Source organism: Bowdeniella nasicola, from assembly GCF_900107735.1.
Lineage (GTDB): Bacteria > Actinomycetota > Actinomycetes > Actinomycetales > Actinomycetaceae > Bowdeniella > Bowdeniella massiliensis.
In genome coordinates this window covers 35003-60730 of record NZ_FNQV01000005.1, presented here as the reverse complement: position 1 = coordinate 60730, position 25728 = coordinate 35003, and the positions used below count along the sequence as shown (strand labels likewise).

Here is a 25728-nt window from a genome sequence, read left to right as displayed (position 1 = left end):
TCAGCGGGCGGGAGCCTTGACGGGTGATGACGTCCGAGCTCTCGCGCAGAGTTCTCCCTAAGCCGACCTAGACCGAGGCACACTCGAGCGGCATCGAGGAATCATTGGAGAACTCGATGCCGCTCGGCGCGACGCCAGAACGCACGAGCACGGAACCGAGCGCCGCGATCATGGCGCCGTTGTCCGTGCAGTAGCGGATCGGCGGGATCCGCACCTCGATGGCGTGCTCGGCGGCACGCTCGCTCGCGAGCGCCCGCAGGCGTGAATTCGCCGAGAACCCGCCACCAATGACAAGCACCGAGCAGTCGTGATCGAGGCAGGCTCGGATCGCCCGATCGACGAGCGACTCGTTCACGGCCTCGGAAAACGACGCGGCAATATCAGCTTTTTGGTCCTCGACGTCGCCGTCGAGCGATTCGACATGGCGCGCGACCGCGGTCTTCAGGCCGCTGAAGGAAAAGTCGTAAGGGTAGCGTTCGCGGTCTTTCGGCTGGGACAGCCCTCGCGGGAAGCGAATGGCGTCCGGGTTGCCGGTCTGCGAGAGCTTGTCGATGTGTGGGCCGCCGGGATACGGCAACGAGAGCAGGCGCCCGACCTTATCGAAGGCTTCCCCCGCCGCATCATCGAGCGTGCCACCAAGCTCCACAACATCGCGCGCAAGATCACGAATGAGCAGCAGCGAGGAGTGGCCACCGGATACGACGAGCCCGATGACCGGGGTCGGGAGTTCGCCGTGGACGAGCTCGTCAACGGCGATATGCCCCAGGATGTGGTTGACGCCGTACAGCGGTTTGCCGGTCGCGGTCGCCAGCGCCTTGGCGGCCGCGGTCCCGACGGTGAGCGAACCGATGAGCCCGGGGCCCGCGGCGCATGCGATCGCATCGACGTCTGCGAGCTCGACGCCTGCGGCCTCCAGTGCCGCGTGCATCGTCGGCAGGAAGGACTCCAGGTGGGCGCGCGAGGCGATCTCGGGGATGATGCCGCCGTAGCGCGCGAACTCGTCCATCGACGTCGCGGTCACATCGGCGAGCAGCTCGGTGCCGCGCACGAGCGCGACGCCGGTCTCATCGCAGGTCGATTCGATTCCGAGGATCAGGGGCGCTTGAGTGGACACTCCCCTAGGATACGCCCGCGCCAAGGTGCGGCATCCCCGCCAGATAGGCGGCCTGCCCCACATGCTGGGCGGCATCGTCGACGATCGAGACGAGCCGCGTGCCGCGCGTGACCGGCGGGTCCCACGAGGTATCGATGATCTCGTCGAAGTCCTCATCGCTGAGCGAGGATGCGTACTCGATGAGCGAGGCCGTCGCGGCCGCAAGATAGTCCACCAGTCCAGCCTGGTCGGCGGTGTGGATCGAGCGGGCCTCTGCCGCGCTGTGGCCGTAGCCAATATCGTCGCCGGCCGCTGCCAGGTCAAGCCGGTCCCTAAAGCCTTGCGCGTTCCACACCTCTTCGGTGCCGGATAGCGCCGCGGTCTGGACATCGATCTCGCGGCCGGTATGCCACAGCAGCCACGCGATCGAATTATCGTGGCCGAGCGGGTGGGCATTGAGCTGCTCGGGCGAGCACGTGGGCAGGGCCCGAGCAGCCTCGACGGGACGGGAAGCGGCATCGGCAAAGAGCTCTCGGATATCCATCTTCCCAGCCTAGGCCCGCTGTTCGCGCCGCGCTTACTTCACGACGACGGTGTAGACCGTGCGGCCATCCTCCTTCAACTCGGCAACCTTCAAGCCCTTGGCCGCGAGCTTCGCATCGTCGACGGTGAGCACGCCGTCCTTCCCGCTGTGCTTCATCGTCAGCGGCAGCAGGAGGTAGGACCTGCCGGATTCATCAAAGGTCGCCTTCACCGCCGCGTCATTGATCGCAAGCTCGGTGCCGCCGACGTCAAACCGTGCGGTGTACCCGGTGCTGATCTCTTCGTCGCCGACGATGAATGAGCCGGTCGCTCCGAAGCTGCCCTCGGCGTCCGTGTCGTCGATCTTCAGGTACGGGATGGAGGTGTCCGTCGCGGCTTTTTGGACGTCCGCGATTTCGTCCTTCACCTCCGAGTTTCGCTTCGCGACCTCGCTTTCGACGGCCTTGGCCACCTCGGGTGCGACGCTGTCCTCGGCGGGTTTGATGTCCTTTAGCAGGAGGTCGAGAAGGGTCTGGCCCGAGATGTAGAAGTCCTTCTTCCACTGCGGGTTTTCCTCATCGAGCAGCAGGCCCGCGACTTCTCCGAGCTGGTAGGCCTCAGCCTCCGCGGAAGGGACGAAATCATCGCGTCCGAGGAGTTTTTGTGCGGCCTGGCGGACTTCTTCTGGCTTGTTGTCGCCGGTGATGATGGCGCCAAGCAGGTCCGTGTAGCGGGCCGTGCCCTCGGTGATATCGGTGCTTGCGGTGGCCTTGGCTTCGTCGGCGAACTCGCTGTGATACTTATCGAGCCAGAATCGCGCCTTGGCGAGGTGCTCGGCTCGCTTGTCCGGCGTCTCGTAGGCGGCAAGCAGTTGACGGTGGATCATCTGCCGGTAGGTGCGCGGCGTCGGATCCAGCGGATAGGGCTGGGCACGCGAGGCGTTCTCGTCGGGCTGCTTCATTTCGCCCTGGTAGTAAAAGTGCACGAGCTCGTGCGTCGCGACCCGGTAGGTCGAGTCGATCGTTTGTGGCTTCGACATTTCCGAGGAGTTGACGCTCATCGCGATCGACGGCAAACCGTTGAAGGTGATCTGGGCGTAGCCATCGTGTTGGGGGACCTCGATGTCGGCGTATTCGGTTGGCGTGAGCTCCTTCATTCCCGAGGTGGTGATGGCGTAGGCGGCATTGACCTTGCCCGGCGCCGATAGTGAGAACAGCACGAGCGTGTGCTTGGTGTAGTCGTAGGTCGGCCAGATCTTTGCCATGTGCGGCCAGTGCTTGGCGATTCTGTCGCTGATGGCTTTCGCGAACTGTTCGCTCGAGGTCACGCTCGCCGTGGTGCTGGCAGCTGAGCTGGGTGTGGTCGACTGGCTGGGGGCGCTGCAGGCTCTCAGGGTCAGGGCCGCTGCCGCCGCGAGGGCGGCGAGCACGTGGCGAGAAGAGCGCGGTCGGAAAGTGGTCAAGGATCCCCCCCTGAGTTCGCGTGGACGTTACTTGCAATCTAGCAGCGGTCCGAGGCGCAATTTGACGCGAGATTCAGGGCTTTGCGACGGATTAAGGCTTCTTTCAGGCTTCGCCCAGCCAGGCTTGAGCAGCCTTGAGGCTAGAGTCGGAAGCCTACGCGCTACGCCGGTCGCTGCCCGCCCTGGGCCAGTGAGGCGTTCCACAAAAGCAGTGTGGTACGTGGCGTGTTGCAGGCATAGCGAAGCGGCCGACAGCTTGCGCTGCCGGCCGCTTCAGTGGTCTCGGAAAGGGCTGGGGCTAGTTGCCGCCGGCCCAGGACTTCGCCAGGTCGGCGTTCAGCTGGCTGATGACATCCAGCGGGATCTCCTTGGGGCAGACCGCGGCGCATTCACCAATGTTGGTGCAGCCGCCGAAGCCTTCGGCATCCTGCTGGTTCAGCATCTTGACCACGCGAGCCGCGCGCTCGGGCTGTCCCTGCGGGAGCATTCCGAGGTGCGTGACCTTCGCGGCGGTGAAGAACATCGCCGAGGCGTTCGGGCAGGCCGCCACGCATGCGCCACACCCGATACATGCCGCCGCTTCGAACGCACGGTCGGCGTCCTGCTTGGGCACGAGCTGGGAGTGAGCATCGGGAGCCGCGCCGGTGTTGACCGAGATGTAGCCACCGGCCGCGATAATGCGGTCCAGGGCTCGCCGGTCGACGACGAGGTCCTTGATGATGGGGAATGCCTTCGAGCGCCACGGCTCGATCGTGATGGTGTCCCCATCCTTGAAGGTGCGCATGTGCAGCTGGCAGGTGGTGGTGCGCTCGGGGCCGTGGGCGACGCCGTTGATGACGAGGCCACACATGCCACAGATGCCTTCGCGGCAGTCCGAGTCGAAAGCGACCGGGGCTTCACCGCGGGCAAAGAGCTCCTCGTTGAGGACGTCGAGCATTTCCAAGAACGACATGTCCTCGGAGACGCCGGCGAGCTCGTATGCCACCATCTTGCCTTCGGCCTGCGGGCCGGGCTGACGCCAAATATTGAGTGTGATGTTCACTTGTAGCTCCGCTGCTTCATCTCGACGTACTCGTACACGAGGTCTTCCTTGTGCAGGATCGGGGGCTGTCCGTCCCCGGCGAATTCCCAGGCGGCGACGTAGGCGAACTCGTCGTCGTGACGCATCGCTTCGCCGTCTTCGGTCTGGGATTCGGCCCGGAAGTGACCACCACAGGATTCGCGGCGGTGCAGGGCATCGATGCACATGAGCTCACCGAGCTCCAGGAAGTCGGCGACTCGTCCGGCCTTTTCCAGTTCGATGTTCAGATCGGTCGACTTGTCGATGATCTTGACATCGCGCCAGAACTCTTCGCGCAGCTCGCGAATCTCCTGGATCGCTTCCTTCAGGCCCTCTTCGGTGCGTTCCATGCCGCACTTTTCCCACATAATGTGGCCAAGCGCCTTATGGAAGGAATCAACCGAGCGGGTTCCGTCAACGGCCAGCAGGTGGTCGAGCCGGTCCTGGACGCGGGCACGCGCCTCGGTAATCGCCGGGCTGTCATCCTCGAGCTTGTCGAACGGGCCCTGAGCCAGGTAGTCGTTGATCGTGTTCGGCAGGACGAAGTAGCCATCGGACAGACCCTGCATGAGGGCGGATGCGCCGAGGCGGTTCGCGCCGTGATCCGAGAAGTTGGCTTCGCCGGTGACGTACAGGCCCGGGATGTTGGACTGCAGGTCGTAGTCGACCCAGAGCCCGCCCATGGTGTAGTGCACGGCCGGGAAGATCCGCATCGGGACCTCGTAGGGGTTTTCGCCCGTGATGCGCTCGTACATGTCGAACAGGTTGCCGTACTTGGCGCTGACCTGATCCTTGCCCATGCGCTCGATCGCGTCGGCGAAATCGAGGTAGACGCCGAGCCCGGAGGGGCCCACGCCGCGACCCTCATCGCAAACCTGCTTAGCGGCACGCGAAGCGATATCGCGCGGCACGAGGTTACCGAAGGCGGGGTACTTACGCTCCAGGTAGTAGTCGCGGTCCTCTTCGGCGATCTCGCGCGGATCCTTCTTGCAGTCCTCGGCCTTCTTGGGCACCCAGATGCGGCCATCGTTACGCAGCGATTCCGACATCAGGGTCAGCTTGGACTGGTAGTCGCCGGAGACCGGGATGCACGTCGGGTGGATCTGCGTGAAGCAGGGGTTGGCGAAGTAGGCACCCAGGCGGTGGGCGCGCCAGTTCGCCGTGACGTTGCAGCCCATGGCGTTGGTCGACAGGAAGAAGACGTTGCCGTAGCCACCGGTTGCAAGGACCACCGCGTCGGCCGTGTGGGTCTGGACTTCTCCGGTCACCATGTCGCGAGCGATGATGCCGCGCGCGACGCCGTTGTCGATGATGAGATCGAGCATTTCGTGGCGCGAGTACATCGTGACGGTGCCGGCAGCCACCTGCCGCTCGAGCGCCTGGTAGGCGCCGATCAGCAGCTGCTGGCCCGTCTGGCCGCGCGCGTAGAAGGTACGCGAGACCTGGACGCCACCAAAGGAGCGGTTATCGAGCAGGCCGCCGTACTCACGAGCAAAGGGCACGCCCTGCGCGACGCACTGGTCGATGATATCGGCGCTGACCTCGGCGAGGCGGTAGACGTTGGACTCGCGGGCGCGGTAGTCGCCGCCCTTGACCGTGTCGTAGAACAGGCGGTAGGTCGAGTCGTTGTCGTTGCGGTAGTTCTTGGCCGCGTTGATACCGCCCTGGGCCGCGATCGAGTGCGCGCGGCGCGGGGAGTCCTGGTAGCAAAACGCGTCGACGTTGTAGCCCATTTCGCCTAGCGAAGCGGCAGCAGCGCCGCCAGCAAGGCCGGTTCCCACGATGATGACGCGCAGCTTACGGCGGTTGGCCGGGTTGACAAGCTTGGCTTCAAACTTGCGCTGCGACCAGACTTCGGCGATCGGCACCTTGGGTGCCTTGGTATCGGCGATCGGCTCGCCTAGCGTGTACAGACCATCAATAAGTTCAGTCATGTTCTTCCTCCTTAGCTAGCTGATCCAGCCGAACAGGATCGCCGTCGGCGGGAGCATGAAGCCCACGAGAACGATCGCGGCCACGAAAATGGCGACGAGATTAATGGTGTCCTGACGACGCTTCTTGTTCCCGCCCAGCGTTGCCATCGCGGACCACACACCGTGGCGCACGTGCATCGTCAGCGCGAGGATCGCGATCAGATAGATGACCCAGACGTACCATTCGCCAAACGCCACGACCATGCGGTCATACGGGGTCATCTGCAGGTAGTTGCCGCCGAGCTGGATGGTCAGCGTCGTGAACTGCAGGATGTGGAAGATGATGAACAGCAGCAGAATGACGCCACCCCAGCGCATGGTGCGGGAGGCGTAGGTCTGTGCAAGGGTCCGCCTGGCGACGTACTTGCTTCCGCGCGCGCTGCTCGCCTTGTGCCACAGCGAGAAGGCTGCGTAGGCGTGCAGGATGAGCGCGGCCAGCAAGACGATCCTCAAGATCCAGAGCAGGCCTTCATAGGGCAAAATGGGCTCGCCGAAGGTCCGGAGGTGCTCAGCGTAGTCGTTGTATGCCTGAGCGCCGGCGAACATCTTCAGGTTGCCGTACATGTGCATGAGGATGAACAGGACGAAAAGAATGCCCGAGACCGCCATGCCGATCTTGAGTGCGACAGAGGTATCTCGTGCCTTACGTTTCGTCGTCACAGTTGTAGAGACCACGTTTGTGATCATACCGAGATAGGGCGGCCAATAAGCCCGGATGAACGTCCTAGATGTGTCCGGTTCGACCGATTTAACGAGGCGTTGGTCACGTCACGCCGATTTCGGGATTTCCGCAGAATTACGCACGATTACTGTTACGTAATTGCGTCGGCGCCGATCGGTCCGGGAGGGGGCGCCACCAGGCGCGCGACCATGGCGACCGCATCGATTCCGCCGCGATAATATCGGCGCCGAATTCCTATCTCGGAAAAACCCGCAGAGGCATAAAGTGCGCGCGCAATCTCATTATCGATTCGCACTTCCAGGAATAATTCTCGCGCTCCGCCGGCCGTTGCCAGGCGCATCATCTGGGCGAGCAATTCACGGCCGAGTCCGCTGCCCTGGTGCGCGGGCGCGACCGCGATCGAGAGCAGCTCGGCCTGCGGCGCGATGAGGATGCCCGCATAGGCCGCGAGCTCGCCGCCGCGCTCGATCCCCCACCATGCGCGATCGCTGCGCGCGAGTTCGGCCTCGAACGTGGCGGCGGACCAGGCATCGAGGCCGAAGAGCTCGGCTTCGAGTTCGACGATTCGCGCGATATCGGCGCGCGTGAGCTCGCGTAGCACTAGCCGCGGTGGATATCGGGCTCGCGCAGGTACTGCGGCTCGGTGTCCATCGCGATCCCGGCGGCGGTGCGCGAGCGCGCGAGACGCACATACGTCGTGACATCGAGCTCGAGCGGGAGCGCGGGCGCCTCGCTGTCAGCAAGGAGGTGCACCGCGCCGACGAGGGTGCCAGCTGGGACGAGGTCCGCGGGCGAGATCACCTCGGGCGGGCGCACGACGCGCACATCGTCGTCCCCCGCGGCGTCAAAGGATGCGGTGTAGACCTCCCGGCGGCGGGCGTCGGTCACGACCGTGACGGGGCCTTCGCCGAGCTCATCGAAGCCCTGGCGCGCGAGCGCGTCGAGGATCGAGACGCCGGCTAGCTGAAGTCCGAGGGCATCGGCCAGCACGCGCGCTGTCACGATGCCGACGCGCAGGCCGGTAAAGGGCGCGGGCCCCACGCCCACGACGATGGCATCCAGCGCCTCGGTGCCGCCGACCTGGGTGATCAGGGGCGCGAGGTTTTCCGCGTGGGCGCGCGGATTCGGCTCGCTCGCCACGCGGACGCGCTCGTCGTCGATGCGGGCAACGCTCGTACCCGCCGAAGTATCGATCGCGAGCACGTGAGTAAAGGGGGTGGTCATAGCGCCGATTCTACGGCGTTTGATCCTCCTCATCCTGGTCGCGCTGCCAGGCAAAGAGCCACATAAGGGCGCCGAGGATCAGCAGGGTGAGGATCGTCGCGATGATGGGGGCGCGGGCGCCGCCGGTGCGGGCGGCCTCGGCGGCCGGGCCCTTCATGCTGGCCGTGAGCGAGTCCAGGTAGGTTTCGATCGGCACCTCGCCGGCGACGTGGTCGCGGGCGGCGGCATCCAGTGCGACGACGTTCGGCAGGTTGATCCCGATGAAGCCGTAGTCGTCTCGCACGATCGTGTGGGGTGCGCCGATGATGCGCTGCGCCGCGGGCGCCGACCAGGTAGCCGCAACCGTCGTCGTCGCGCGCTCGAAGGCCACTTCTAGGACGCCGACGCCGGCGCCGTCCAGCAGGACGGGCACCCACCAGACGTCGACGGCCTGGACGAGGCCCTCGGTCACGGGATCACTGCCGGCGGGAAGCGCACCGGGGTGGCGCGGCGGGGAGGGACGTCGCTCGGGCTCGTTCTCGCGCGAGGGCGGCACGAGGCGACCTGGACCCGCGTCCTCATCGGGCCAGAGCGGCTCGCTCTCTTCGCCCGCGCCGAGGACGCGCGGGTGCCACGTCAGGGCGCGCACGGGCGTGCCGAAGGACAGCGCGGCGGGATCGAGGTCGGCGCTACGAGTGTCATCGAGGGCGATCCACTCGCGCGCGGAATCGGCGACCCACGCCGCGATCGAGCGGTTCGGCTCCTCATCCGGATCGATCCAGCCCGCGGCGCTCACGCCCGGCGCCGCGCCGCACACCAGCAGCACGGCGAGCAGGGCGCTGACGCCGACGCGGTAGATCATGAGCCGGCAAGCACCGCCAACTCGGCTGCGCTCCAGCGGGAGCCGTGGGGCGTGAGGTGGGCGAGGCGGGCGCCTTCCGCGAGGCCTCCGGCCTCCCGGTCCAACGTGATCGCGAGGTAGTCAACGCCGAGTTCGTCGACGAGCGCCTCGCCCCATTCGATGACGGTGATCGTCTCCGGGATGGAGGCGTCCAGGTCGATCGTCTCGAGGTCGAGCAGTCCCGTGAGGCGGTAGGCATCGACGTGCACGAGATCGGGGGTGCGCTCCGGGGCGGGGTGGATGCGCGAGATTGTGAACGTGGGTGAGGTGACGCGGCCGCGCACGCCGAGGCCTGCGCCGAGGCCCTGGGTGAGTGTCGTCTTGCCCGCCCCGAGCGCCCCGGTAAGGACGATGACGTCGCCCGCGCGGGCGATCCGGGCGAGGCGCTCGCCAAGAGCGCGCGTGGCGTCGGCATCGGGCAGGATCACGGTGTGCGTCATGGCTTGTCCTCGTTGATGTGGATGCGCGGCACGCGCGGACCGAGCCGGGCCACCATCTCGTAGCCGATCGTGCCGGCGGCGCGCGCCCAGTCCGAGACCGAGGGCCCGCCCGGCCCCCACACGATCGCCGCATCGCCGGGCTCCGCGGGCGAATCGGGCCCGAGGTCGATGATGAACTGGTCCATGCAGATGCGGCCGACGACGCAAGCCTCGCGCGCGCCCACGCGCACGCGCGCGCGGGAGGATGCGTGGCGGTCCATCCCGTCGGCGTAGCCGAGCGGCACGATGCCAAGCGTCGTCGCCGCCACGGTCTGCGTGTGCCCGTAGGACACGGGCGTGCCCGCGGGCACGCGCTTGACCATGGTGAGGTCGGCCTCCAGGCGCATGACGGGGCGGAGCTTTGCGGCCGCCGGGTCCGAGTCGTCGGGCATGATGCCGTACAGCGCGATGCCGGGACGCACGTGCGTGTGATGCGTGGCGGGGTGCCAGAGCGCGCCGCCCGCCGCCGCGAGGTGCGCGTAGTCGATGGTGACGCCGGCCGCGCGCGCCTCGGCAAGGACCCGCTCGAAGGTGGCCTCCTGGCGCGCCGTCGTCGCCGCGTCATCGTCGGCGCGCGCGAGGTGGGACCAGATGCCGACGACGTCAATTCCCGCGGTATCGAGCGCGGCCGCGATGAGGGCGGGCGCATCCTCGGCGAGCACTCCCCCACGCCCCATGCCGGTATCGACCTTGAGATGGACGGCGACCGGCGGCAGTGCGTCCGCGCCCCCGGCGGCCTCGGCGGCGAGGTCGGCCCGGGCCTGGCTGATCGCGGCGAGCGCCCAGTGATCGGGCACCGAGAAGTGCAGCCCGGCGCGGATCGCGGCGCGCAGCTCGGCGCGCTGGTGCGGCGAGTATAGCCACGTGAAGATCGTGGGGCCCGCACCGTCAAGGGCCGCGGCGAGTTCGAGCGCCTCGGAGAGCTGGGCGACGCCCACGATGGCTGCGCCCGCGCGGTGCAGCGTCGCGACGCAGGGCACCAGCCCGTGGCCGTAGGCATCGGCCTTGACGATCGGCATGACCTCGGCGGCGGTGCGCCCGGCGATGACGCCATAGTTGTGGGCCAGCGCCGCGTGATCGATGATGGCGCGCGAAGGGTAACTCATGGCTCCATTGTGGCACCGAGCGCGAGCGCGATCCCGGCGGCGAGATCGAGCGCGCGGATGGGGCCGGGCGCACTCGGGCAATGCGCGACGGCGCTCGCATGCAGCTGGGCCGCGATCCCGGCCTGGTAGGACAACGCCGGCACGGTCTCGCCGGCTTCGGCGCGCGCGGCGAACTGGGCGAGGGTCGCGGCGAGCACTCCGGCGAGCACGTCCCCGCTGCCGGCCGTCGCGAGGTAGGGCGAGGCGGGCGGGATCGTGACGATGGGCTCGCTGGCCTCGACGATGACCGTCTCTGGCCCCTTGGCAACGACGACGGCGTCGAAGCGCTCGGCAGCCTGGCGGGCGTAGCGCACCGGATCGGCCTCGACGTCGGCCCGCTCGCAGCCCAGCAGCGTCGCCAATTCGCCCAGGTGCGGGGTGAGAATCAGCGCGCCGCGGTCCCGCGCGGCCTCGCTCACGCACGTCAGCGCGCCCGCATCGGCGACGACGGGAATGTCGCGCGCGAGAAAATCGGCGAGCGCGGCGGCGATGCGCGGCCCGCCCTCGGTGCCCGAGCCGATCAGTGCCGCCTGAATGCGCCCGGGCGCGGTGACGACCTCGGGCATGGCGGGAATGATGAGGCGCGCGACGCCCTCCTCGCCGAGGAATCGCACCATGCCGGGGCCGGCCGCGAGCGCCGCGCGGGTCGCGAGCAGGCCCGCGCCCGGGTAGGTCTCGCTGCCCGCGTCGATGCCGACGACGCCGCGGGTGTATTTGTGGTCGAGGTGGCGGGCGCGCGGGAAGGACGCGCGCAACTCGACGGCGCCCAGCTCGATTGCGGCGGGCGCGCCGACCAGCTCGATGCCGAGGTTTTCCACCCTCACGCGCCCGATCAGGCGGCAGGCGGGCGGGAGCAGCAGCGCGGGCGTCAGCGCCGCGAAGGTGATCGTTTCATCGGCGCGGATCGCGAGACTCGCGCCCGGGTCATCGGATAATCCCGAGGGGCAATCGACGGCGAGGACGAAGGTTTCGGCTCGCTCCCGTTCGGCGGCGAGTGCGTCGATCAGGCCCGCGAGTGGCTCGCTCAGCGGGCCGGAAAGCCCAATCCCGGCGAGCGCATCGAGCCAGATCCCGAACCGGCCCGCATAGGCCGCAACGTCATCGACGTCTGCCAGCTGGTCGATTTTCACCCCGGCGCCGCGCGCGGCGGCGAGCCCTTCGGCGTGCGGGTGTTCATGAGCGAGGAGTACCCGCGGCGCGAGGCCGAAATCGGCAAGTTCGTAGGCGGCCCACAGGCCGTCGCCGCCGTTATTGCCGCCGCCGACGAGCACGAGCACTTCGGCGTTCACCCCCGCTGCGCGGCGCTCGCTTACGACCGCGGCGGCGCGCTCGGCGATAGCGCGGGCGGCCCGGCGCATGAGGGGCACGCCGTCGGCCAACAGGGGCGCTTCGGCGGTACGGATTGCCTCGGAGGTGTAGGCGGTGCGCATTAGGCGTCCTTCCCTTCGGCGATGACGAAGGCGATCGCGACCCCGCCGTCGTGCGACATCGACAGCTGCCAGGAGGTGACCCCGCGTGCAGCGGCGACCTCGGCGACGGTGCCACGCACCGCAAGCGCCGGCGCCCCCGAGGCGGCCGTGAGAACCTCGCAGTCGTGCCAACGCATGCCGCCGGGCGAACCGAGCGCCTTGGCGACGGCCTCCTTAGCGGCGAACCGCGCGGCCAGCGAGCGCGCCGGGCGCTGCCGCCCGCCCGCACCCGCAAGCTCGCCCGCGGTAAACAGCGCAGACGCCAGGCGCGGGTTGCGGCCGAGAGTCGCGGCAAAACGTTCTACGTCGACGACGTCGACCCCGATCCCGCGCACTGCCATACCTTATGTCTACTCCACGGTGACGGACTTGGCGAGGTTGCGCGGCTGATCGACATCCAGCCCCTTCGCACCGGCCAGGTGGCAGGCGAACAGCTGCAGCGGCACGACGGCCAGCAGCGGCGCGAGCAGCGTCGGCGCGGCCGGAATCCGCATGATCACCTCGGCGTAGGGCTCGACGTCGGTGTCGCCGTCTTCGGCGATGACGATCGTCTTCGCGCCGCGGGCGCGCACCTCTTGAATATTGGAGACGACCTTGGCGTGCAGCTGATCGCGCCCGCGCGGGGAGGGCACGATGACGATCACGATCTGGCCCTCCTCGATCAGGGCGATCGGCCCGTGCTTGAGCTCACCCGCGGCAAAGCCCTCGGCATGAATGTAGGCGAGTTCCTTCAGCTTCAGCGCGCCCTCAAGCGCCACGGGGAAGCCCACGTGCCGCCCCAGGAACAGCACGGAAGTTACGTCGCTGAGCTCGCGGGCGAGCTCGCGCACCGCGTCCTCGGAGTCGATCACGGTCTGGATCTTGTCCGGCATTTCGGCGAGCTCCGCCAGCAGCGCGCGGATCTCGTCGCCGAACATATTGCCCCGCAGCTGGGCGAGGTAGGCCCCCAGCAGGTAGCAGGCGGTGATCTGCGCGAGGAACGCCTTCGTCGAAGCGACGGCGACCTCGGGCCCGGCGTGCGTATAGAGCACGGCGTCGGCCTCCCGCGGGATCGTGGAGCCGTGCGTGTTGCAGATCGCGAGCACCTTGGCGCCCTGTTCGCGCGCATGCCGCACCGCCATGATGGTGTCCATCGTCTCGCCGGATTGGCTGATGGCGACGACGAGCGTCTTTTCGGACACGATCGGATCGCGATAGCGGAACTCGTGGGCGAGCTCGACCTCGACGGGGATGCGGCACCAGTGTTCGATCGCGTACTTCGCGACGTGGCCTGCATAGGCCGCCGTCCCACAGGCGATGACGATGATCTTATCGATGGCGCGCAGCACGGCCTCATCGATGCGCAGCTCATCGAGCCCGAGGTGACCGGATTCGTCGACGCGCCCGCGCAGCGTATCGGCAACCGCTCCCGGTTGGTCGTGGATCTCCTTTTCCATGAACGTGGCAAAGCCGCCCTTGACGGCCGCCGACGCGTCCCAGTCCACCTCGTAGGTGCGCCCGGTAACCGGCTGCCCATCGGCGTCAATGATGCTCACGTCATCGGCGGTGACCGTCGCGATCTGGTCCTGGCCCATTTCCAGGGCCCGCGAGGTGTGCGAGATGAAGGCGGCGACGTCGGAGCCGAGGAAGTTCTCGCCCTCGCCAAGCCCGATGACGAGCGGCGAATTGCGTCGCGCCCCGACGATGACGCCGGGCGCATCCTCGTGGATTGCGAGCAGCGTGAAGGCGCCCGCCAGGCGCGCGGTGACGACGCGCATCGCCTCGGTGAGGTCCCCGATCTCAGCAAAAGCACGGGCGAGCAGGTGCGCGACGACCTCGGTATCGGTCTGCGAGGCAAACGGCACTCCCTCGGCCTCGAGCTCGGCGCGAAGCGACGCGAAGTTTTCGATAATGCCGTTGTGAATGAGCGCGAGCTTGCCGTCAGCGCTCAGGTGCGGGTGGGCGTTCATATCTGAGGGCGAGCCGTGCGTCGCCCAGCGCGTGTGTCCGATCGCGGTCACGGCCTCGGGCAGCGGATCGGCGGCCAGGCTGTCGAGCAGGTTGGCGAGTTTGCCCGCCTTTTTCCGGCTCACGAGCAGCCCCGGCGCCCCGAGCGCGACCCCGGCCGAGTCATAGCCGCGGTACTCCAGGCGCGCGAGCCCCTCAAGGCACACGTCTAACGGTCGATTGCTCGGCGCATTCGGGCCAACATAGCCCACGATTCCACACATGGGGAAAAGAATAACGCCGTAGTCCTTGCGACGGAATAACGCCGCGCAGGTGGCGCGCATCGCACTATGGGAAACTAGGAGCCGTGAGGACCGACAACCAGTACTCCCCCTTCGTGGATTTCACCCGCGAGCAGTGGGCGAAACTCTCCAAATCGACCCCGCTACCGCTGTCCGATGAGGACGTGCGGCGCCTGGCGGGCCTGGGAGATCCGATCGACCTCGCGGAAGTGGACACCGTCTACCGGCCGCTGTCACGCCTGCTGCAGCTCTACGTCGCCGGCACCCGCGCCCTGCACCAAACCACCTCGGGATTCCTTGGCGATTCCACCTCCCGCACCCCGTTCGTCATCGGCGTCGCGGGCTCGGTGGCCGTCGGAAAATCCTCCACCTCCCGCCTGCTGCGCGAGATGATGCGCCGCTGGCCGCAGACCCCGCACGTCGAACTCGTGACGACCGACGGCTTCCTCTACCCCAACGAGGAACTCGAGCGCCGCGGCCTCATGACGCGCAAGGGCTTTCCCGAGTCCTATAACCGCCGCGCGCTGCTGCGCTTCGTCCAGGAGGTCAAGTCCGGCGCCCCCGAGGTCACCGCACCCGTCTACTCCCACCTCACCTACGACATCGTGCCCGGGGAAAAGATCCACGTCCGCCGCCCCGACGTCCTCATCATCGAGGGCCTGAACGTCTTGCAGCCGGCGCGCACCGGCAAGGATTCCTCCCTCGCCGTCTCGGACTTTTTCGATTTCTCCATCTACGTCGACGCGCGCCCCGCCGACGTCAAGCGCTGGTATATCGAGCGGTTCTTGCAGCTGCGCTCCACCGCTTTTTCCGTGCCCGGCGCCTACTTCGCGAAATACGCGGGCCTCGACGACGATGCCGCGCGCGCTGTTGCCGCCACCATCTGGGATTCGATCAACGCCCCGAACCTCATGGAGAACGTCGCCCCCACGCGGGGCCGCGCGAGCCTCGTGCTACAAAAATCGGCCGATCACTCGATGCACCGCATGCGGCTGCGCAAGCTCTAGGTGCGCACGCCTAGAATCCGGCGCGAGCGGACTCGCCGCGCGCGAACTTCTCGGCCTTGCGTGACAGCAGGCGCCCGTAGACGCGCTTGAGCACGAAGTCGAGGACGAAGCCGATGATGACGCCGCCGGCGACGCCGACGAGGACGCCGACGAGCGGCCGGTCGGACAGGATAGTTCCGGCCACGAGGCCGAGCGCCACCGAATACAGCGCCCAGCACACGGCGGCGCACGCGGCGATGACGATAAAGAACGTGCGGCGAAAGCCGACGGCGCCCGCCGTAATGTTGACGGCCACGCGCCCGATCGGGATGAAGCGTGCCGACATGATGTAGACGGTCGCACGCTCAGCGAGCGCCCGCTCGGCCCACAGCATGGCGCGCGCGACTTTTTCGCCGCGCAGCAGCGGGATGCGTTCGATCGGCAAGAATCGGCCGATCGTGAAGGCGATCATGTCGCCCACAAAAGCGCCGGCTGAGGCCGCGAGGATGAGCCAGCCGATGTGCGGGCCCTGCCCCGCGACGATGAGGACGCCCGCGGCGATGACGATCGATTCACTGGGGACCGGCGGGAAGAACCCGTCGATCACCGTGAGCAGGAACACGGCGAGCAGGATCCACGGGCTGTCGACGAGGCTCAGCACCGCATCCTGCACCGACGTGAACCATTCGATCACAGTGTGAGTCGCTCCTTGACGACGTCCGCGATCCGGTGGGCCACGCCATCGGCATGGTCCTGGGTCGCGGCCTCGACCATGACCCGCACGACGGGCTCGGTGCCCGAGGGGCGCAGCAGCACCCGGCCGGTATCGCCAAGGAAATCCTCGGCGACGCGCACGGCCTCGGCCACGCCCTCATCGGTGGCGGCCGCGGCCTTGTCCACCCCGCGCACGTTAATGAGGATCTGCGGCAGGCGTTGCACGACGGAGGCGAGCTCGGCAAGCGACTTCCCGCTGCGCGCCACCTTGGAGGCGAGCATGAGGGCCGTCAGCAGCCCGTCACCCGTCGTCGCGTGGTTCGCGTTAATGATGTGGCCGGACTGTTCGCCGCCGAGCACATAGTTGCCCTCGCGCATCGCCTCCAGCACGTAGCGGTCGCCCACGGCCGTCTGCATCGTCTGGATGCCCGCATCCCGCATCGCGAGCAGCAAGCCGAGGTTGGACATGACGGTCACGACGAGCATGTCGGAGTTGAGCATGCCGCGCTCCTTCATGTCGATCGCGAGCAGCCCCATGATCTGATCGCCGTCGACCATCTGGCCCGCGGCATCGACGGCGAGGCACCGGTCCGCATCGCCATCGAAGGCGACGCCGAAGGCAGCGCCCGAGGCGACCGTGACGGCCTGCAGCGTCTCCGGATGCGTCGAGCCGCACTCGGCATTGATGTTCGTGCCATCGGGCGAGGCATTAATGACGACGACGTCCGCCCCGGCTTCTCGCAGCGCCGTGGGCGCCACATCGGAGGCGGCCCCGTTCGCGCAGTCGATTGCGATGCGCAGCCCCTTGAGCGGGGTATCAACGGCAGCGAGCAGGTGGTCGATATAGGTGCGATCGGCGGTGACATCGTCCTTGCCGATCCGGCCGACGTCCCCGCCCGTCGGGCGCTCCCATTCGGTGCCGAGCATCGCGGCGATCTCGTCTTCGACGGCGTCTTCCAGCTTGTAGCCGCCGTGGGCGAAGAACTTGATGCCGTTATCTTGCATCGGGTTATGCGAGGCGGAGACGACGACGCCGAGGTCGACGTCGGTCGCGGCCGTCAGGTGCGCGATCGCCGGGGTGGGCAGCGTGCCGACGCGGGTGACATCCACGCCCGCCGAGGCGAGGCCCGCCGCGAGCGCCGAGACGATGAACTCGCCGGAGACCCGCGTATCGCGCCCGATCACGGCGCGCGGCCGGTGGTCGCTCGAACCCTCGCGGCTGAGCACGCGCGCGGCGGCCACACCAAGGCCAAGGGCGAGTTCGGGGGTGATGTCACGGTTCGCGAGTCCGCGAACGCCGTCGGTACCGAAAAGGCGGGTCACAGTGGGATCCTTTCGCAAGCTAACCCCATTATTCTGCCACGCCGATTCGGCAGTTAACTCCCCCTGCAGCACGATCCATCCCCGAGCAGCTGACTGAGCCGGAGCCCTACGCCTCGGGGGTGGTCGGCGGCGTGCTCGGCGGTGTGCTGGACGGAGGCGCGCTCGGCGGCGTGCTCGGCGGCGGGGTGCTGGACGGCGGGGCGGCCGGCGGCTGCTGCTTGGCCTTGGCAAAGCGCGGCCACAGCGCGAGGGCGGCGGCGGCCAGGAGCGCCAGCGAGACTAGCAGCAGCAAGAACAGCCCGATGCTGGGCGAGATCTTCGCGCCGAAATCGTAGCCCGCGGAGGACGCGCTGGACAGCGATGCGAGCGCGTCGATGCTGATGAACAGGCCGAGGAGCCCCGCGACGGCTGCCGCGATGTGGGAGGCGAGCGGTGCCCACGCCACCTGCTTGAGCAGGCTCAAGGCGCCAAAGACGATGACCGCAAGCAGTAAGAGCAGCAGCATCACGCCGCGGCCACTCATCCCTTCGGAAAACAACGTGATCGATTGGCTGCGACGATCGCCCAGGAAGTCCACCGTGACGGAGACAAACGGCAGGAAGAGGCTGATGAGCCCGAGCAGGCCGAGCGCGGGAATCGCGAGCGGGATCCAGGCGGCGACGTCCTTGCTGCCCTTGACCTTGGCGTACTCGGCGGTGGTGGCATTGCGCAGGTTCTTCGCGGCGCTGCTCGCGGCGGGCGCGACGTTGGTCTGGAAGAATTCCTTCGCCTCGGCGGCGATCTTCTTCGCGCCTTCTCCCACCTGATCCGTGCCGGAAGCGGCGTATGCCGAGGAGCCGGCCTGCTGATCGATCCATTCCTTCAGCGCCGGATAGCACGCGGGATGCTTCGCGACGGCGGCGCGCAGGTCGGGCCGGTGCTGTGCGATGTGGGCGAGGGTCTCGGGCGAAAGCGTCGGATCATTGAGTGTCTCGGCGGTATAAGTCGAGGGGTCTGGGCTCGTCATGGGGTTCCTCCCTGCATGCATGGCGGCGGGGCCGCTCGGACTGGACCAGACTAGCGGCTGTGGCACACATCGCAAAGGCCCGCGCCCCATGATGGGACGCGGGCCATGCACGCAGCTCGAGGCGGGTTAGCGCTTGGAGTACTGCGGAGCCTTACGGGCCTTCTTCAGGCCGGCCTTCTTGCGCTCGGTGGCGCGGGCGTCGCGCGTGAGGAAGCCAGCCTTCTTCAGCGCGGGACGGTTGGCGTCGCGGTCGATCTCGTTGAGCGCGCGGGCAATGCCCAGACGCAGCGCACCGGCCTGACCGGACGAGCCACCGCCGTTGATGCGAGCGATAACATCGAAGCGGCCTTCGATGTCGAGCAGCTCGAACGGCGAGTTCACCAGCTGCTGGTGCAGCTTGTTCGGGAAGTACTCATCGAGCTCGCGGCCGTTGATGGTCCACTTGCCCGAACCGGGGATCAGGCGGACGCGGGCGATGGCGCGCTTGCGACGACCGAGGGCCTGGCCCGGGGCGGTCGCGGAAACGCCGGCGCCGGTGTTGACCTTCTCGGTTTCCGATGTGTAAGTGCTGGGAGCGTCCTCTTCCAGCTCGTAGTCTGCAATGGTCTCAGCCACTGTTCTCCTCAGATCTGTGTCGGCGGCGAACCCTTAACGGGTTACTGCGCCACCTGGTCGATGGTGTAGGGCTGGGGCTTCTGAGCGGCATGCGGGTGCTCGCTGCCGGCGTAGACCTTCAGCTTGCGCATCTGCGCGCGACCCAGCGAGTTCTTCGGGACCATGCCGGCCACCGCCTTCGTGACGGCGCGCTCCGGGTGCTTGGCCAGGAGCTCGGCGTAGGAGGTGGCTTTCAGGCCGCCCGGGAACCCGGAGTGGCGGTAGGCCATCTTCTGTTCGAGCTTGGCGCCCGTCAGGGCGACCTTCTCGGCGTTGATGATGATGACGAAGTCACCGGTATCAACGTGCGGTGCAAAAATCGGCTTGTGCTTCCCACGGAGCAGGCGGGCTGCCTGGGAGGCCAGGCGGCCGAGGACGACGTCGGTGGCGTCAATGACGTGCCACTGCTTGTCGATTTCCCCGGGCTTAGGAGTGTACGTACGCACGGACTCTGCCTATCGTTTCTCTTCAGCAATCACTGCCTGGGCCTTGCCGGGCACCCGCATCGTGAACATGCGAGAGCGAGCCGGTTCAAACACGCCTCGGCAGTGACATTTCGCTGGAAATGGTCATGGTTTGCGCTGTGGGACCGCGAGCTCCATCGGCGAGTGGGAGGCGCCAAGGGGCAGTCGCACAACAATCACTTAGATTATCGCGCCCGCCCGCGCGGGTCAAAGGTCGTGACGCGGGTGTGCGGCAGTCCACACCGTGGCAGACTTAGGCTATGAGCACTTCAATCAACGACGATACCTTCGGCGACGGCGACCAGCCGCCCGTGGACACCTACCAGGGCACTGGCAACACGCTCGATGATCGCCTGCGGCAAGAAGAACCCGAAAACGATGAGCCGCGCGATGACATTCCCTATGACCGCTCCCCCGGCGGTGTCGGACAGCTCGTCGCCGAGCCCGACGATGACGGCCCGGAGGACCTGCCCGGCGAGGAGCAGTCGATTCTGGCCCGCGCCGAGGGCGCACCGCGCCGCGATGCCGCCCCGGAAGAATCCGCGATGCACCTGTCCGATGGCTACGACGACGCCGATCTGTACGACGGCGACGATGAGGACTACGAGGACAGCGCCGAGGATGACGCGGAGGCGGAATACGAGGACGCGATCGACCGCCGGGATGACTCCTCGGCCGAGTTCGCCTTCGACGAGGAAGAAGACGACGAACTCGCCTAGCGATGGAGCACCACGTAGCCCTTCGCGATGGGCATCGCCTGCCTATCCTCGGTTTCGGGCTCTATAAGGTCCCGGCCAGCCAGGCCGAGGACGTCGTCACCGAGGGCCTTGCCTTCGGCTACCGACTGGTCGACAGCGCGGAGTTTTACGCCAACGAGGCGCAGGCCGGGCGGGGGCTCGCCCGCAGCGGCGTCGAGCGCGATGACATCACCGTCACGAGCAAGTTCTGGGGCGAGGACTCGCAAGCTCCCGAGGCTGTCCGCGCCGCCTTTGATGCCTCCGAACGCGCCCTGGGCCGGATCGATCTCTACCTCATTCACTGGCCGCGACCGAGCCGCAATCAATATGTCGATGTGTGGCGCACGCTCATCGAGCTGCGCGATGCCGGCCGGGTGCGCTCCATCGGCGTCGCGAACTTCTCGGCCGATCAGATCACGCGCCTCGGCGAGGAAACCGGCGAGCTACCGGTCCTCAACCAGATCGAGCTCCACCCCTACCTGCAGCAGGCCGAGTTGCGGGACTTTCACGCCGAGCATGGCATCGTCACTCAGGCCTGGAGCCCGCTCGGGCGCGGCCACCTCTTGAGTGATCCCACGATCGTCGCGATCGCGGGCGCACACGGCGTCAGCCCGGCGCAGGTGGTGATCCGCTGGCACCTGCAACTCGGCACCGCCGCCGTCCCGAAGTCCGTGAACGCCGAGCGGCTGCGCAGTAACGCCGACATCTTCAGCTTCGACCTCACCGCAGCGGAGATGGCGGCAATCGGCGAACTAGAACGCGGCCAGCACTTTGGCACCGCACCCACCGACCGGCAGTAGCACGATGCCAGCTCCTCGCCGCTAGTCGGCGCTTCCCCGCCCCGCGGCCGACGTGCGAACCTGCCGGGTCGCTTCTTGCCGGGCAGCCCACTGCTCCGGCGGCGGATACCGCACCGCAGTGAGCGTGAGCCCGTGCGCGGGCGCGACGGCGGCGGCGAGCGAACGGTCCTTGCGCGCGAGTACCTCGCCCATCCAGTCCGGGCTTTTCTTGCCGCGGCCCACCTCCACCAGGCACCCGACGATAGAGCGCACCATCGAATGGCAAAACGCGTCGGCGGCCAGGTCGATCTCGATGCCCGCCTCGCTGCGCGTCACGGCACAAGTCAGCAGCCGGCGGATCGTTGTCGCCCCCTCGCGCGGCTTGCACAGCGCCGCAAAATCCCACTCCCCAATGAGGTAATCGGCGGCGGCCTGCATCGCGTCGGCCGCCAGATGCTCGCGCACCCACCACCGGCAGTGCCGCGTTAGCGGATCAAATCCGCCAGCCGACAGGTCGGTGATGCGATAGCGGTAGGAGCGCCCGATCGCGGCAAAGCGCGCATCAAAGTCGCGGGAGACCTCTTCGGCTCGGTGCACGACGACGTCGGAGGACTTCGGCGGCGCTCCACCGCGCGTCATGATGCCGTGCAGCCGATCGATGAGTGCATCGGCCGGCGCGCGATCGCTGCGTCCCGGAAGCGCCAGCCACGCATCCGCCGAGCAGTCGAAGTGCGCGACTTGCCCGGCCGCGTGAACGCCGGCGTCTGTGCGACCGGCGACGGTGAGCCGCACGTCCTCGCGCAGCACGGTCGCGAGCGCCTCGGTCAGCACGCCCTCGACGGTACGCTGCCCGGACTGGGCCGCCCAGCCTGAAAACTGGGTGCCGTCATAGGCCAGATCAAGTCGGATTCGCCTCACGCACGTCATTGTAGGCAGGTGCGATAGCGTGCAGTCATGACCCCTCGCACGACGCTCGCCATCGATTGCGGCGGCGGCGGCATCAAGGCCTCCGTACTCGACGATTCCGGAGTGATGCACGCGGCGCCGGTGCGCGCCGTGACGCCCTATCCGCTCTCGCCTGCGCGCCTCGTCTCGATCATCCGCGACCTTGCCACCCAGCTCCCCGCCGCTCGGCGCGTCACCGTCGGAATGCCGGGCATGATTCGCCGCGGCGTCGTCGTCACCACCCCGCACTACATTTGCCGCGCCGGCCCCCGCACCCGCGTCCTGCCCGAGCTCCTGGCCGCCTGGACGGGCTTCGACATGCGCGGCGCGATCGAGGAATCCCTGGACATGCCCGCCCTGGTGTTAAACGACGCCGAGGTCCACGCCTGCGGCGTCGTCACCGGCACCGGCCTCGAAATGGTCATCACGCTCGGCACGGGGCTCGGCAATGCGATCTTCGACAACGGCGTCCTTGCCCCGCATGCCGAACTGAGCCAGTGCCCCGTCAAATGGGGCCTGACCTACGACGACTACATCGGCGAACACGAGCGCCTGCGCCTGGGGGATGCGCACTGGTCACGCCGCGCCCGCCTCGTCATCGAGTCGCTGCAGCCCGTCTACCACTGGGACCGCCTCTACGTTGGCGGCGGTAACGGGCGCCGCATCACCGCCGCGAACGTCGCGCGCCTTGGCCCCTCGGTCATCATCATTCCGAACGCTGCCGGCATCTCGGGCGGTGTGCGCGCCTGGGAGATGGCGCCCCAGGACTAGCCAGATACGCGTGATCCCCGCCCGGATTCCCGGACGGGGATCAGCTGCGTTGCGCGAGCTCAGTGCGAGGAGACGTTACTCCTTGTCAGCGTCCTTGTCGGACTCGGCGGCCGCGTCGGCCTCCTGGCTGACCTCAACCTCGGTCTCTTCGGTTTCCTCATCGCTCTGCGCGAATTCGGTTTCCTCTGCCGGGGTGGCGGGGATGTTCTTCTCGTCCTTGTCGGCGGCCTTCTCGGTTGCCTTCTCGGCTTCCTTGACGACGGCCTGCTTCGGGCTGTACGCCTCGGTGACAAGCTCGATCAAGGCCATCGGAGCGTTATCGCCCTTGCGCGGGGCAATCTTGGTGATGCGGGTGTAGCCGCCTGGACGCTCGGCAAACTTCGGGCCGAGGTCCTCGAACAGCTTGGCGACGATGTCCTTACGGGTGATCGTCTCCATCACCTTGCGGCGGGCGTGCAGATCGCCGCGCTTAGCGAGCGTAATGAGCTTTTCCGCGACGGGGCGCAGGCGCTTGGCCCGCGTTTCCGTGGTGCGGATCGCTTCATGCTCGAACAGCGACGTCGCAAGGTTGCTGAGCATGTGCTTTTCGTGGGAAGCGGAGCTCCCCAGGCGGGGTCCCTTAGACGGGGTAGGCATGTTTGGTCCTTTTCTTATCAGAGCTCGTCGCTGAAGTGCAGGTCTTCGAAGGTGACACCGTCGTCTTCGGATGCGAAGTCAACGCCGGAATCCTTCAGGCCGAGACCGTAGTCGGCCAGCTTCTCCTGGATCTCATCGATCGACTTCTTACCGAAGTTACGAATGTCCAGCAGATCTTCCTTCGAGCGTGCAACCAGCTGCCCGAGGGTGTGGATACCCTCGCGCTTGAGGCAGTTGTACGACCGCGACTGCAGGTCCAGGTCCTCGATCGGCAGTGCCAGATCCTGGGCGAGGGCCTGATCCGTCGGCGACGGGCCGATCTCGATGCCTTCTGCTTCCACGTTGAGTTCGCGGGCCAGGCCGAACAGCTCGACGAGGGTCTTGCCAGCGGAGGCAAGAGCATCGCGCGGAGCCATCGAGGGCTTGGTTTCCACGTCGACCACGAGGCGATCGAAGTCCGTGCGCTGCTCGACACGAGTGGCTTCCACCTTGTAGGTCACCTTCAGCACCGGCGAGTAGATCGAATCCACCGGGATCCGACCGATCTCGGCGGTTTCGTCCTTGTTCATGGCGGCCGGCACGTAACCACGGCCACGCTCAACGGTGAGCTCGATCTCGAGCTTGCCCTTGGCGTTGATGGTCGCAATGTGCAGATCCGGGTTGTGCACCTCGACGCCGGCCGGCGGCGTGATGTCGCCGGCAACAACGACGCCCGGGCCCTGCTTGCGCAGGTACATAACGACGGGCTCGTCGTGGTCGGAGGAGACGACCAGGTTCTTAATGTTCAAAATGATCTCGGTGACGTCTTCCTTGATCCCCGGGATGGTGGAGAACTCGTGAAGGACGCCGTCGATCCGGATGGAGGTAACCGAGGCACCCGGAATCGAGGACAGCAAAGTCCTGCGAAGCGAGTTGCCAAGGGTGTAGCCGAATCCTGGCTCCAGGGGTTCGATAACGAATCGCGAGCGGTTCTCGCTCACGACCTCCTCGGTCAGCGTGGGACGCTGGGCAATCAGCACTTGGTAATCCTTTCAGCCGGCATCCGCTATTTGACGCCGTGCGGGACAACGTGTGGTCCCCGGTGGGTCTCTGTCTACCGCTACCGGGGCGGAAGCGTCTTAGACGCGACGACGCTTCGGCGGACGGCACCCGTTGTGTGCCTGCGGCGTAACGTCAGAGATCGAGGAGACCTCCAGGCCAGTGGCCTGAAGGGAGCGGATAGCGGTCTCACGTCCAGAGCCGGGGCCCTTAACGAACACGTCGACCTTCTTCATGCCGTGCTCCTGGGCGCGGCGCGCGGCGGCTTCAGCGGCGAGCTGAGCGGCAAACGGCGTCGACTTACGCGAACCCTTGAAGCCCACCTGACCGGAGGAGGCCCATGCGATGACGGCGCCTTCCGGATCGGTGATGGACACGATCGTGTTGTTGAACGTGGACTTGATGTAGGCGTTGCCCTGGGCAACGTTCTTGCGATCCCGGCGGCGGCCCTTGCGCGCCACCGCGGATGTGCGGGTCTTGGGAGGCATATGTGTTTCTATCTCCAGGTCATCGGACCGGTCAGCTTGCGCTGTGCCGGACTACAGTTAGCGGGTCTTCTTCTTACCGGCAACGGTCTGCTTCGGACCCTTGCGGGTACGAGCATTGGTCTTGGTGCGCTGGCCGTGCACCGGCAGGCCACGACGGTGACGCAGACCCTGGTAGCAACCAATTTCCACCTTGCGGCGAATGTCGGCTGCGACCTCGCGGCGGAGATCACCTTCCACCTTGAAGTTGCCTTCGATGTAATCGCGGAGGGCAACGAGATCAGATTCCTGCATGTCCTTGACACGCAGATCGGGCGAAACACCCGTCGCTTCGAGAGCTTCCTGGGCGCGGGTGCGACCCACACCGTAAATGTACGTCAGCGCAACCTCAAGCCGCTTTTCGCGGGGGAGGTCAACGCCAGCTAGACGTGCCACTGATCAGTCTCCTGACTGTTCGGACCGGAGGTCTTTCCCGTTGCCTTCTCGCGGGATTGCGAGCCCCGGCCTCCGGACCGGGGGTTGCGCGATGCGCTGGCAGCAGGATCGATGGGCGATGCCCATCTTTCTCGTCACTTAGCCCTGACGCTGCTTGTGACGAACGTTTTCGCAGATGACCATGACGCGACCGTGCCGGCGAATAACCTTGCACTTGTCGCAGATCTTCTTGACGCTAGGCTGGACCTTCATGTCATTCCTCCGCCACCGATAATCTCGGCAGCTAACAGTTACTTGTAGCGGTAGACGATACGACCCCGAGTGAGGTCGTAGGGGCTCAGCTCAACGACGACCCGATCTTCGGGAAGAATACGAATGTAGTGCTGACGCATCTTCCCGCTAATGTGGGCAAGCACAATGTGCTTGTTATCAAGCTCTACTCGAAACATCGCGTTGGGCAGCGCTTCGACGACAGTGCCCTGAACCTCGATGACGCCGTCCTTTTTTGCCATGCTCTACGTACTTCTCCTCATATATC

Annotated in this window: 30 protein-coding genes; 4 read left to right on the top strand and 26 right to left on the bottom strand. The window is 66.8% G+C overall.

Going from position 1 to position 25728, the window contains the following annotated elements; genetic code table 11:
* Window positions 1–67: 67 nt before the first annotated feature.
* From tsaD to glmS, 14 genes are all read right to left on the bottom strand, one after another.
* The gene (gene tsaD, locus BLU67_RS04790) at window positions 68–1114 is read right to left on the bottom strand and encodes a tRNA (adenosine(37)-N6)-threonylcarbamoyltransferase complex transferase subunit TsaD (RefSeq protein ID WP_261977032.1); all 1047 of its coding nucleotides are present in this window, start codon (window positions 1112–1114) and stop codon (window positions 68–70) included.
* 4 nt (window positions 1115–1118) lie between these two features.
* Window positions 1119–1637 carry a mycothiol transferase gene (locus BLU67_RS04785; RefSeq protein WP_092562949.1) on the bottom strand — a complete coding sequence of 173 codons (519 nt, stop codon included), beginning with the start codon at window positions 1635–1637 and terminating at the stop codon, window positions 1119–1121.
* A gap of 33 nt (window positions 1638–1670) precedes the next feature.
* Entirely contained in the window at window positions 1671–3077 is a 1407-nt protein-coding gene (locus BLU67_RS04780; RefSeq protein WP_143027338.1) for a hypothetical protein, read from the bottom strand.
* Between the two features lie 298 nt (window positions 3078–3375).
* Window positions 3376–4119: a succinate dehydrogenase/fumarate reductase iron-sulfur subunit gene (locus tag BLU67_RS04775; protein WP_092562941.1), complete on the bottom strand. Its 744-nt coding sequence runs from the start codon at window positions 4117–4119 to the stop codon at window positions 3376–3378.
* Window positions 4116–6071, bottom strand: a complete 1956-nt coding sequence (locus BLU67_RS04770) for a fumarate reductase/succinate dehydrogenase flavoprotein subunit (protein ID WP_092562938.1) — start codon at window positions 6069–6071, stop codon at window positions 4116–4118. Before BLU67_RS04770 ends, BLU67_RS04775 begins: the two co-directional genes overlap by 4 nt.
* Window positions 6072–6086: 15 nt before the next feature.
* Window positions 6087–6785, bottom strand: a complete 699-nt coding sequence (locus tag BLU67_RS04765) for a succinate dehydrogenase cytochrome b subunit (RefSeq protein ID WP_092563293.1) — start codon at window positions 6783–6785, stop codon at window positions 6087–6089.
* Window positions 6786–6922: 137 nt separating this feature from the next.
* A complete protein-coding gene (gene rimI / locus BLU67_RS04760) occupies window positions 6923–7393 on the bottom strand; it encodes a ribosomal protein S18-alanine N-acetyltransferase (RefSeq protein WP_092562935.1) in 471 nt (156 codons plus the stop codon).
* On the bottom strand, window positions 7393–8016 hold the full coding sequence (gene tsaB, locus BLU67_RS04755) for a tRNA (adenosine(37)-N6)-threonylcarbamoyltransferase complex dimerization subunit type 1 TsaB (protein WP_092562932.1): 624 nt from the start codon (window positions 8014–8016) through the stop codon (window positions 7393–7395). The genes rimI and tsaB overlap by 1 nt, the downstream gene beginning before the upstream one ends.
* Window positions 8017–8026: 10 nt before the next feature.
* Window positions 8027–8857, bottom strand: coding sequence for a hypothetical protein (locus BLU67_RS04750; RefSeq protein WP_092562929.1), 831 nt, complete (start codon window positions 8855–8857; stop codon window positions 8027–8029).
* Window positions 8854–9336, bottom strand: coding sequence for a tRNA (adenosine(37)-N6)-threonylcarbamoyltransferase complex ATPase subunit type 1 TsaE (tsaE, locus tag BLU67_RS04745; protein ID WP_092562926.1), 483 nt, complete (start codon window positions 9334–9336; stop codon window positions 8854–8856). Before tsaE ends, BLU67_RS04750 begins: the two co-directional genes overlap by 4 nt.
* The gene (gene alr / locus BLU67_RS04740; protein WP_092562923.1) at window positions 9333–10481 is read right to left on the bottom strand and encodes an alanine racemase; all 1149 of its coding nucleotides are present in this window, start codon (window positions 10479–10481) and stop codon (window positions 9333–9335) included. Before alr ends, tsaE begins: the two co-directional genes overlap by 4 nt.
* Window positions 10478–11950, bottom strand: coding sequence for a bifunctional ADP-dependent NAD(P)H-hydrate dehydratase/NAD(P)H-hydrate epimerase (locus tag BLU67_RS04735; protein WP_092562920.1), 1473 nt, complete (start codon window positions 11948–11950; stop codon window positions 10478–10480). The genes alr and BLU67_RS04735 overlap by 4 nt, the downstream gene beginning before the upstream one ends.
* Window positions 11950–12330, bottom strand: coding sequence for a holo-ACP synthase (locus BLU67_RS04730; protein WP_092562917.1), 381 nt, complete (start codon window positions 12328–12330; stop codon window positions 11950–11952). The genes BLU67_RS04735 and BLU67_RS04730 overlap by 1 nt, the downstream gene beginning before the upstream one ends.
* Before the next feature lie 9 nt (window positions 12331–12339).
* Window positions 12340–14199, bottom strand: coding sequence for a glutamine--fructose-6-phosphate transaminase (isomerizing) (gene glmS / locus BLU67_RS04725; RefSeq protein ID WP_092562914.1), 1860 nt, complete (start codon window positions 14197–14199; stop codon window positions 12340–12342).
* 83 nt (window positions 14200–14282) lie between these two features.
* On the opposite strand from glmS, the gene coaA reads away from it, so the two are divergent.
* Window positions 14283–15224 carry a type I pantothenate kinase gene (coaA, locus tag BLU67_RS04720; RefSeq protein WP_222842381.1) on the top strand — a complete coding sequence of 314 codons (942 nt, stop codon included), beginning with the start codon at window positions 14283–14285 and terminating at the stop codon, window positions 15222–15224.
* A 10-nt stretch (window positions 15225–15234) separates the two neighbouring features.
* On the opposite strand, the gene BLU67_RS04715 is transcribed toward coaA, so the two are convergent.
* From BLU67_RS04715 to rplM, 5 genes are all read right to left on the bottom strand, one after another.
* Entirely contained in the window at window positions 15235–15897 is a 663-nt protein-coding gene (locus BLU67_RS04715; protein ID WP_092562908.1) for a DedA family protein, read from the bottom strand.
* Window positions 15894–17240, bottom strand: coding sequence for a phosphoglucosamine mutase (gene glmM, locus BLU67_RS04710; RefSeq protein WP_092562905.1), 1347 nt, complete (start codon window positions 17238–17240; stop codon window positions 15894–15896). The genes BLU67_RS04715 and glmM overlap by 4 nt, the downstream gene beginning before the upstream one ends.
* A 106-nt stretch (window positions 17241–17346) precedes the next feature.
* Window positions 17347–18246 carry a variant leucine-rich repeat-containing protein gene (locus BLU67_RS04705; protein WP_092562902.1) on the bottom strand — a complete coding sequence of 300 codons (900 nt, stop codon included), beginning with the start codon at window positions 18244–18246 and terminating at the stop codon, window positions 17347–17349.
* A 126-nt stretch (window positions 18247–18372) separates the two neighbouring features.
* Entirely contained in the window at window positions 18373–18861 is a 489-nt protein-coding gene (gene rpsI / locus BLU67_RS04700; protein WP_092562899.1) for a 30S ribosomal protein S9, read from the bottom strand.
* Window positions 18862–18902: 41 nt separating this feature from the next.
* Window positions 18903–19346, bottom strand: coding sequence for a 50S ribosomal protein L13 (gene rplM / locus BLU67_RS04695; protein WP_092562897.1), 444 nt, complete (start codon window positions 19344–19346; stop codon window positions 18903–18905).
* Between the two features lie 278 nt (window positions 19347–19624).
* Here rplM and BLU67_RS04690 point away from each other — a divergent pair, with 278 nt between their 5' ends.
* Window positions 19625–20083, top strand: a complete 459-nt coding sequence (locus tag BLU67_RS04690; RefSeq protein WP_092562894.1) for a hypothetical protein — start codon at window positions 19625–19627, stop codon at window positions 20081–20083.
* Between the two features lie 2 nt (window positions 20084–20085).
* Entirely contained in the window at window positions 20086–20901 is an 816-nt protein-coding gene (locus tag BLU67_RS04685; RefSeq protein ID WP_092562891.1) for an aldo/keto reductase, read from the top strand.
* 21 nt (window positions 20902–20922) lie between these two features.
* Here the strand turns inward: BLU67_RS04685 and truA are convergent, their stop codons facing one another.
* Window positions 20923–21798, bottom strand: a complete 876-nt coding sequence (gene truA / locus BLU67_RS04680) for a tRNA pseudouridine(38-40) synthase TruA (RefSeq protein ID WP_261977031.1) — start codon at window positions 21796–21798, stop codon at window positions 20923–20925.
* Window positions 21799–21834: 36 nt separating this feature from the next.
* Between truA and BLU67_RS04675 the strand changes: the two genes are divergently transcribed.
* Entirely contained in the window at window positions 21835–22596 is a 762-nt protein-coding gene (locus BLU67_RS04675; RefSeq protein WP_092562885.1) for an ROK family protein, read from the top strand.
* A gap of 75 nt (window positions 22597–22671) precedes the next feature.
* On the opposite strand, the gene rplQ is transcribed toward BLU67_RS04675, so the two are convergent.
* The 6 genes from rplQ to infA form a co-directional block, all read right to left on the bottom strand.
* Window positions 22672–23232 carry a 50S ribosomal protein L17 gene (gene rplQ / locus BLU67_RS04670; RefSeq protein WP_092562882.1) on the bottom strand — a complete coding sequence of 187 codons (561 nt, stop codon included), beginning with the start codon at window positions 23230–23232 and terminating at the stop codon, window positions 22672–22674.
* Window positions 23233–23249: 17 nt separating this feature from the next.
* On the bottom strand, window positions 23250–24251 hold the full coding sequence (locus tag BLU67_RS04665; protein ID WP_092562879.1) for a DNA-directed RNA polymerase subunit alpha: 1002 nt from the start codon (window positions 24249–24251) through the stop codon (window positions 23250–23252).
* Between the two features lie 99 nt (window positions 24252–24350).
* Window positions 24351–24758: a 30S ribosomal protein S11 gene (gene rpsK, locus BLU67_RS04660; protein WP_092562876.1), complete on the bottom strand. Its 408-nt coding sequence runs from the start codon at window positions 24756–24758 to the stop codon at window positions 24351–24353.
* A gap of 57 nt (window positions 24759–24815) precedes the next feature.
* Window positions 24816–25190: a 30S ribosomal protein S13 gene (gene rpsM, locus BLU67_RS04655; RefSeq protein WP_092562873.1), complete on the bottom strand. Its 375-nt coding sequence runs from the start codon at window positions 25188–25190 to the stop codon at window positions 24816–24818.
* A gap of 138 nt (window positions 25191–25328) precedes the next feature.
* The gene (rpmJ, locus tag BLU67_RS04650) at window positions 25329–25442 is read right to left on the bottom strand and encodes a 50S ribosomal protein L36 (protein WP_015746489.1); all 114 of its coding nucleotides are present in this window, start codon (window positions 25440–25442) and stop codon (window positions 25329–25331) included.
* Between the two features lie 38 nt (window positions 25443–25480).
* Entirely contained in the window at window positions 25481–25702 is a 222-nt protein-coding gene (gene infA / locus BLU67_RS04645) for a translation initiation factor IF-1 (protein ID WP_092562870.1), read from the bottom strand.
* Window positions 25703–25728 lie beyond the last annotated feature (26 nt).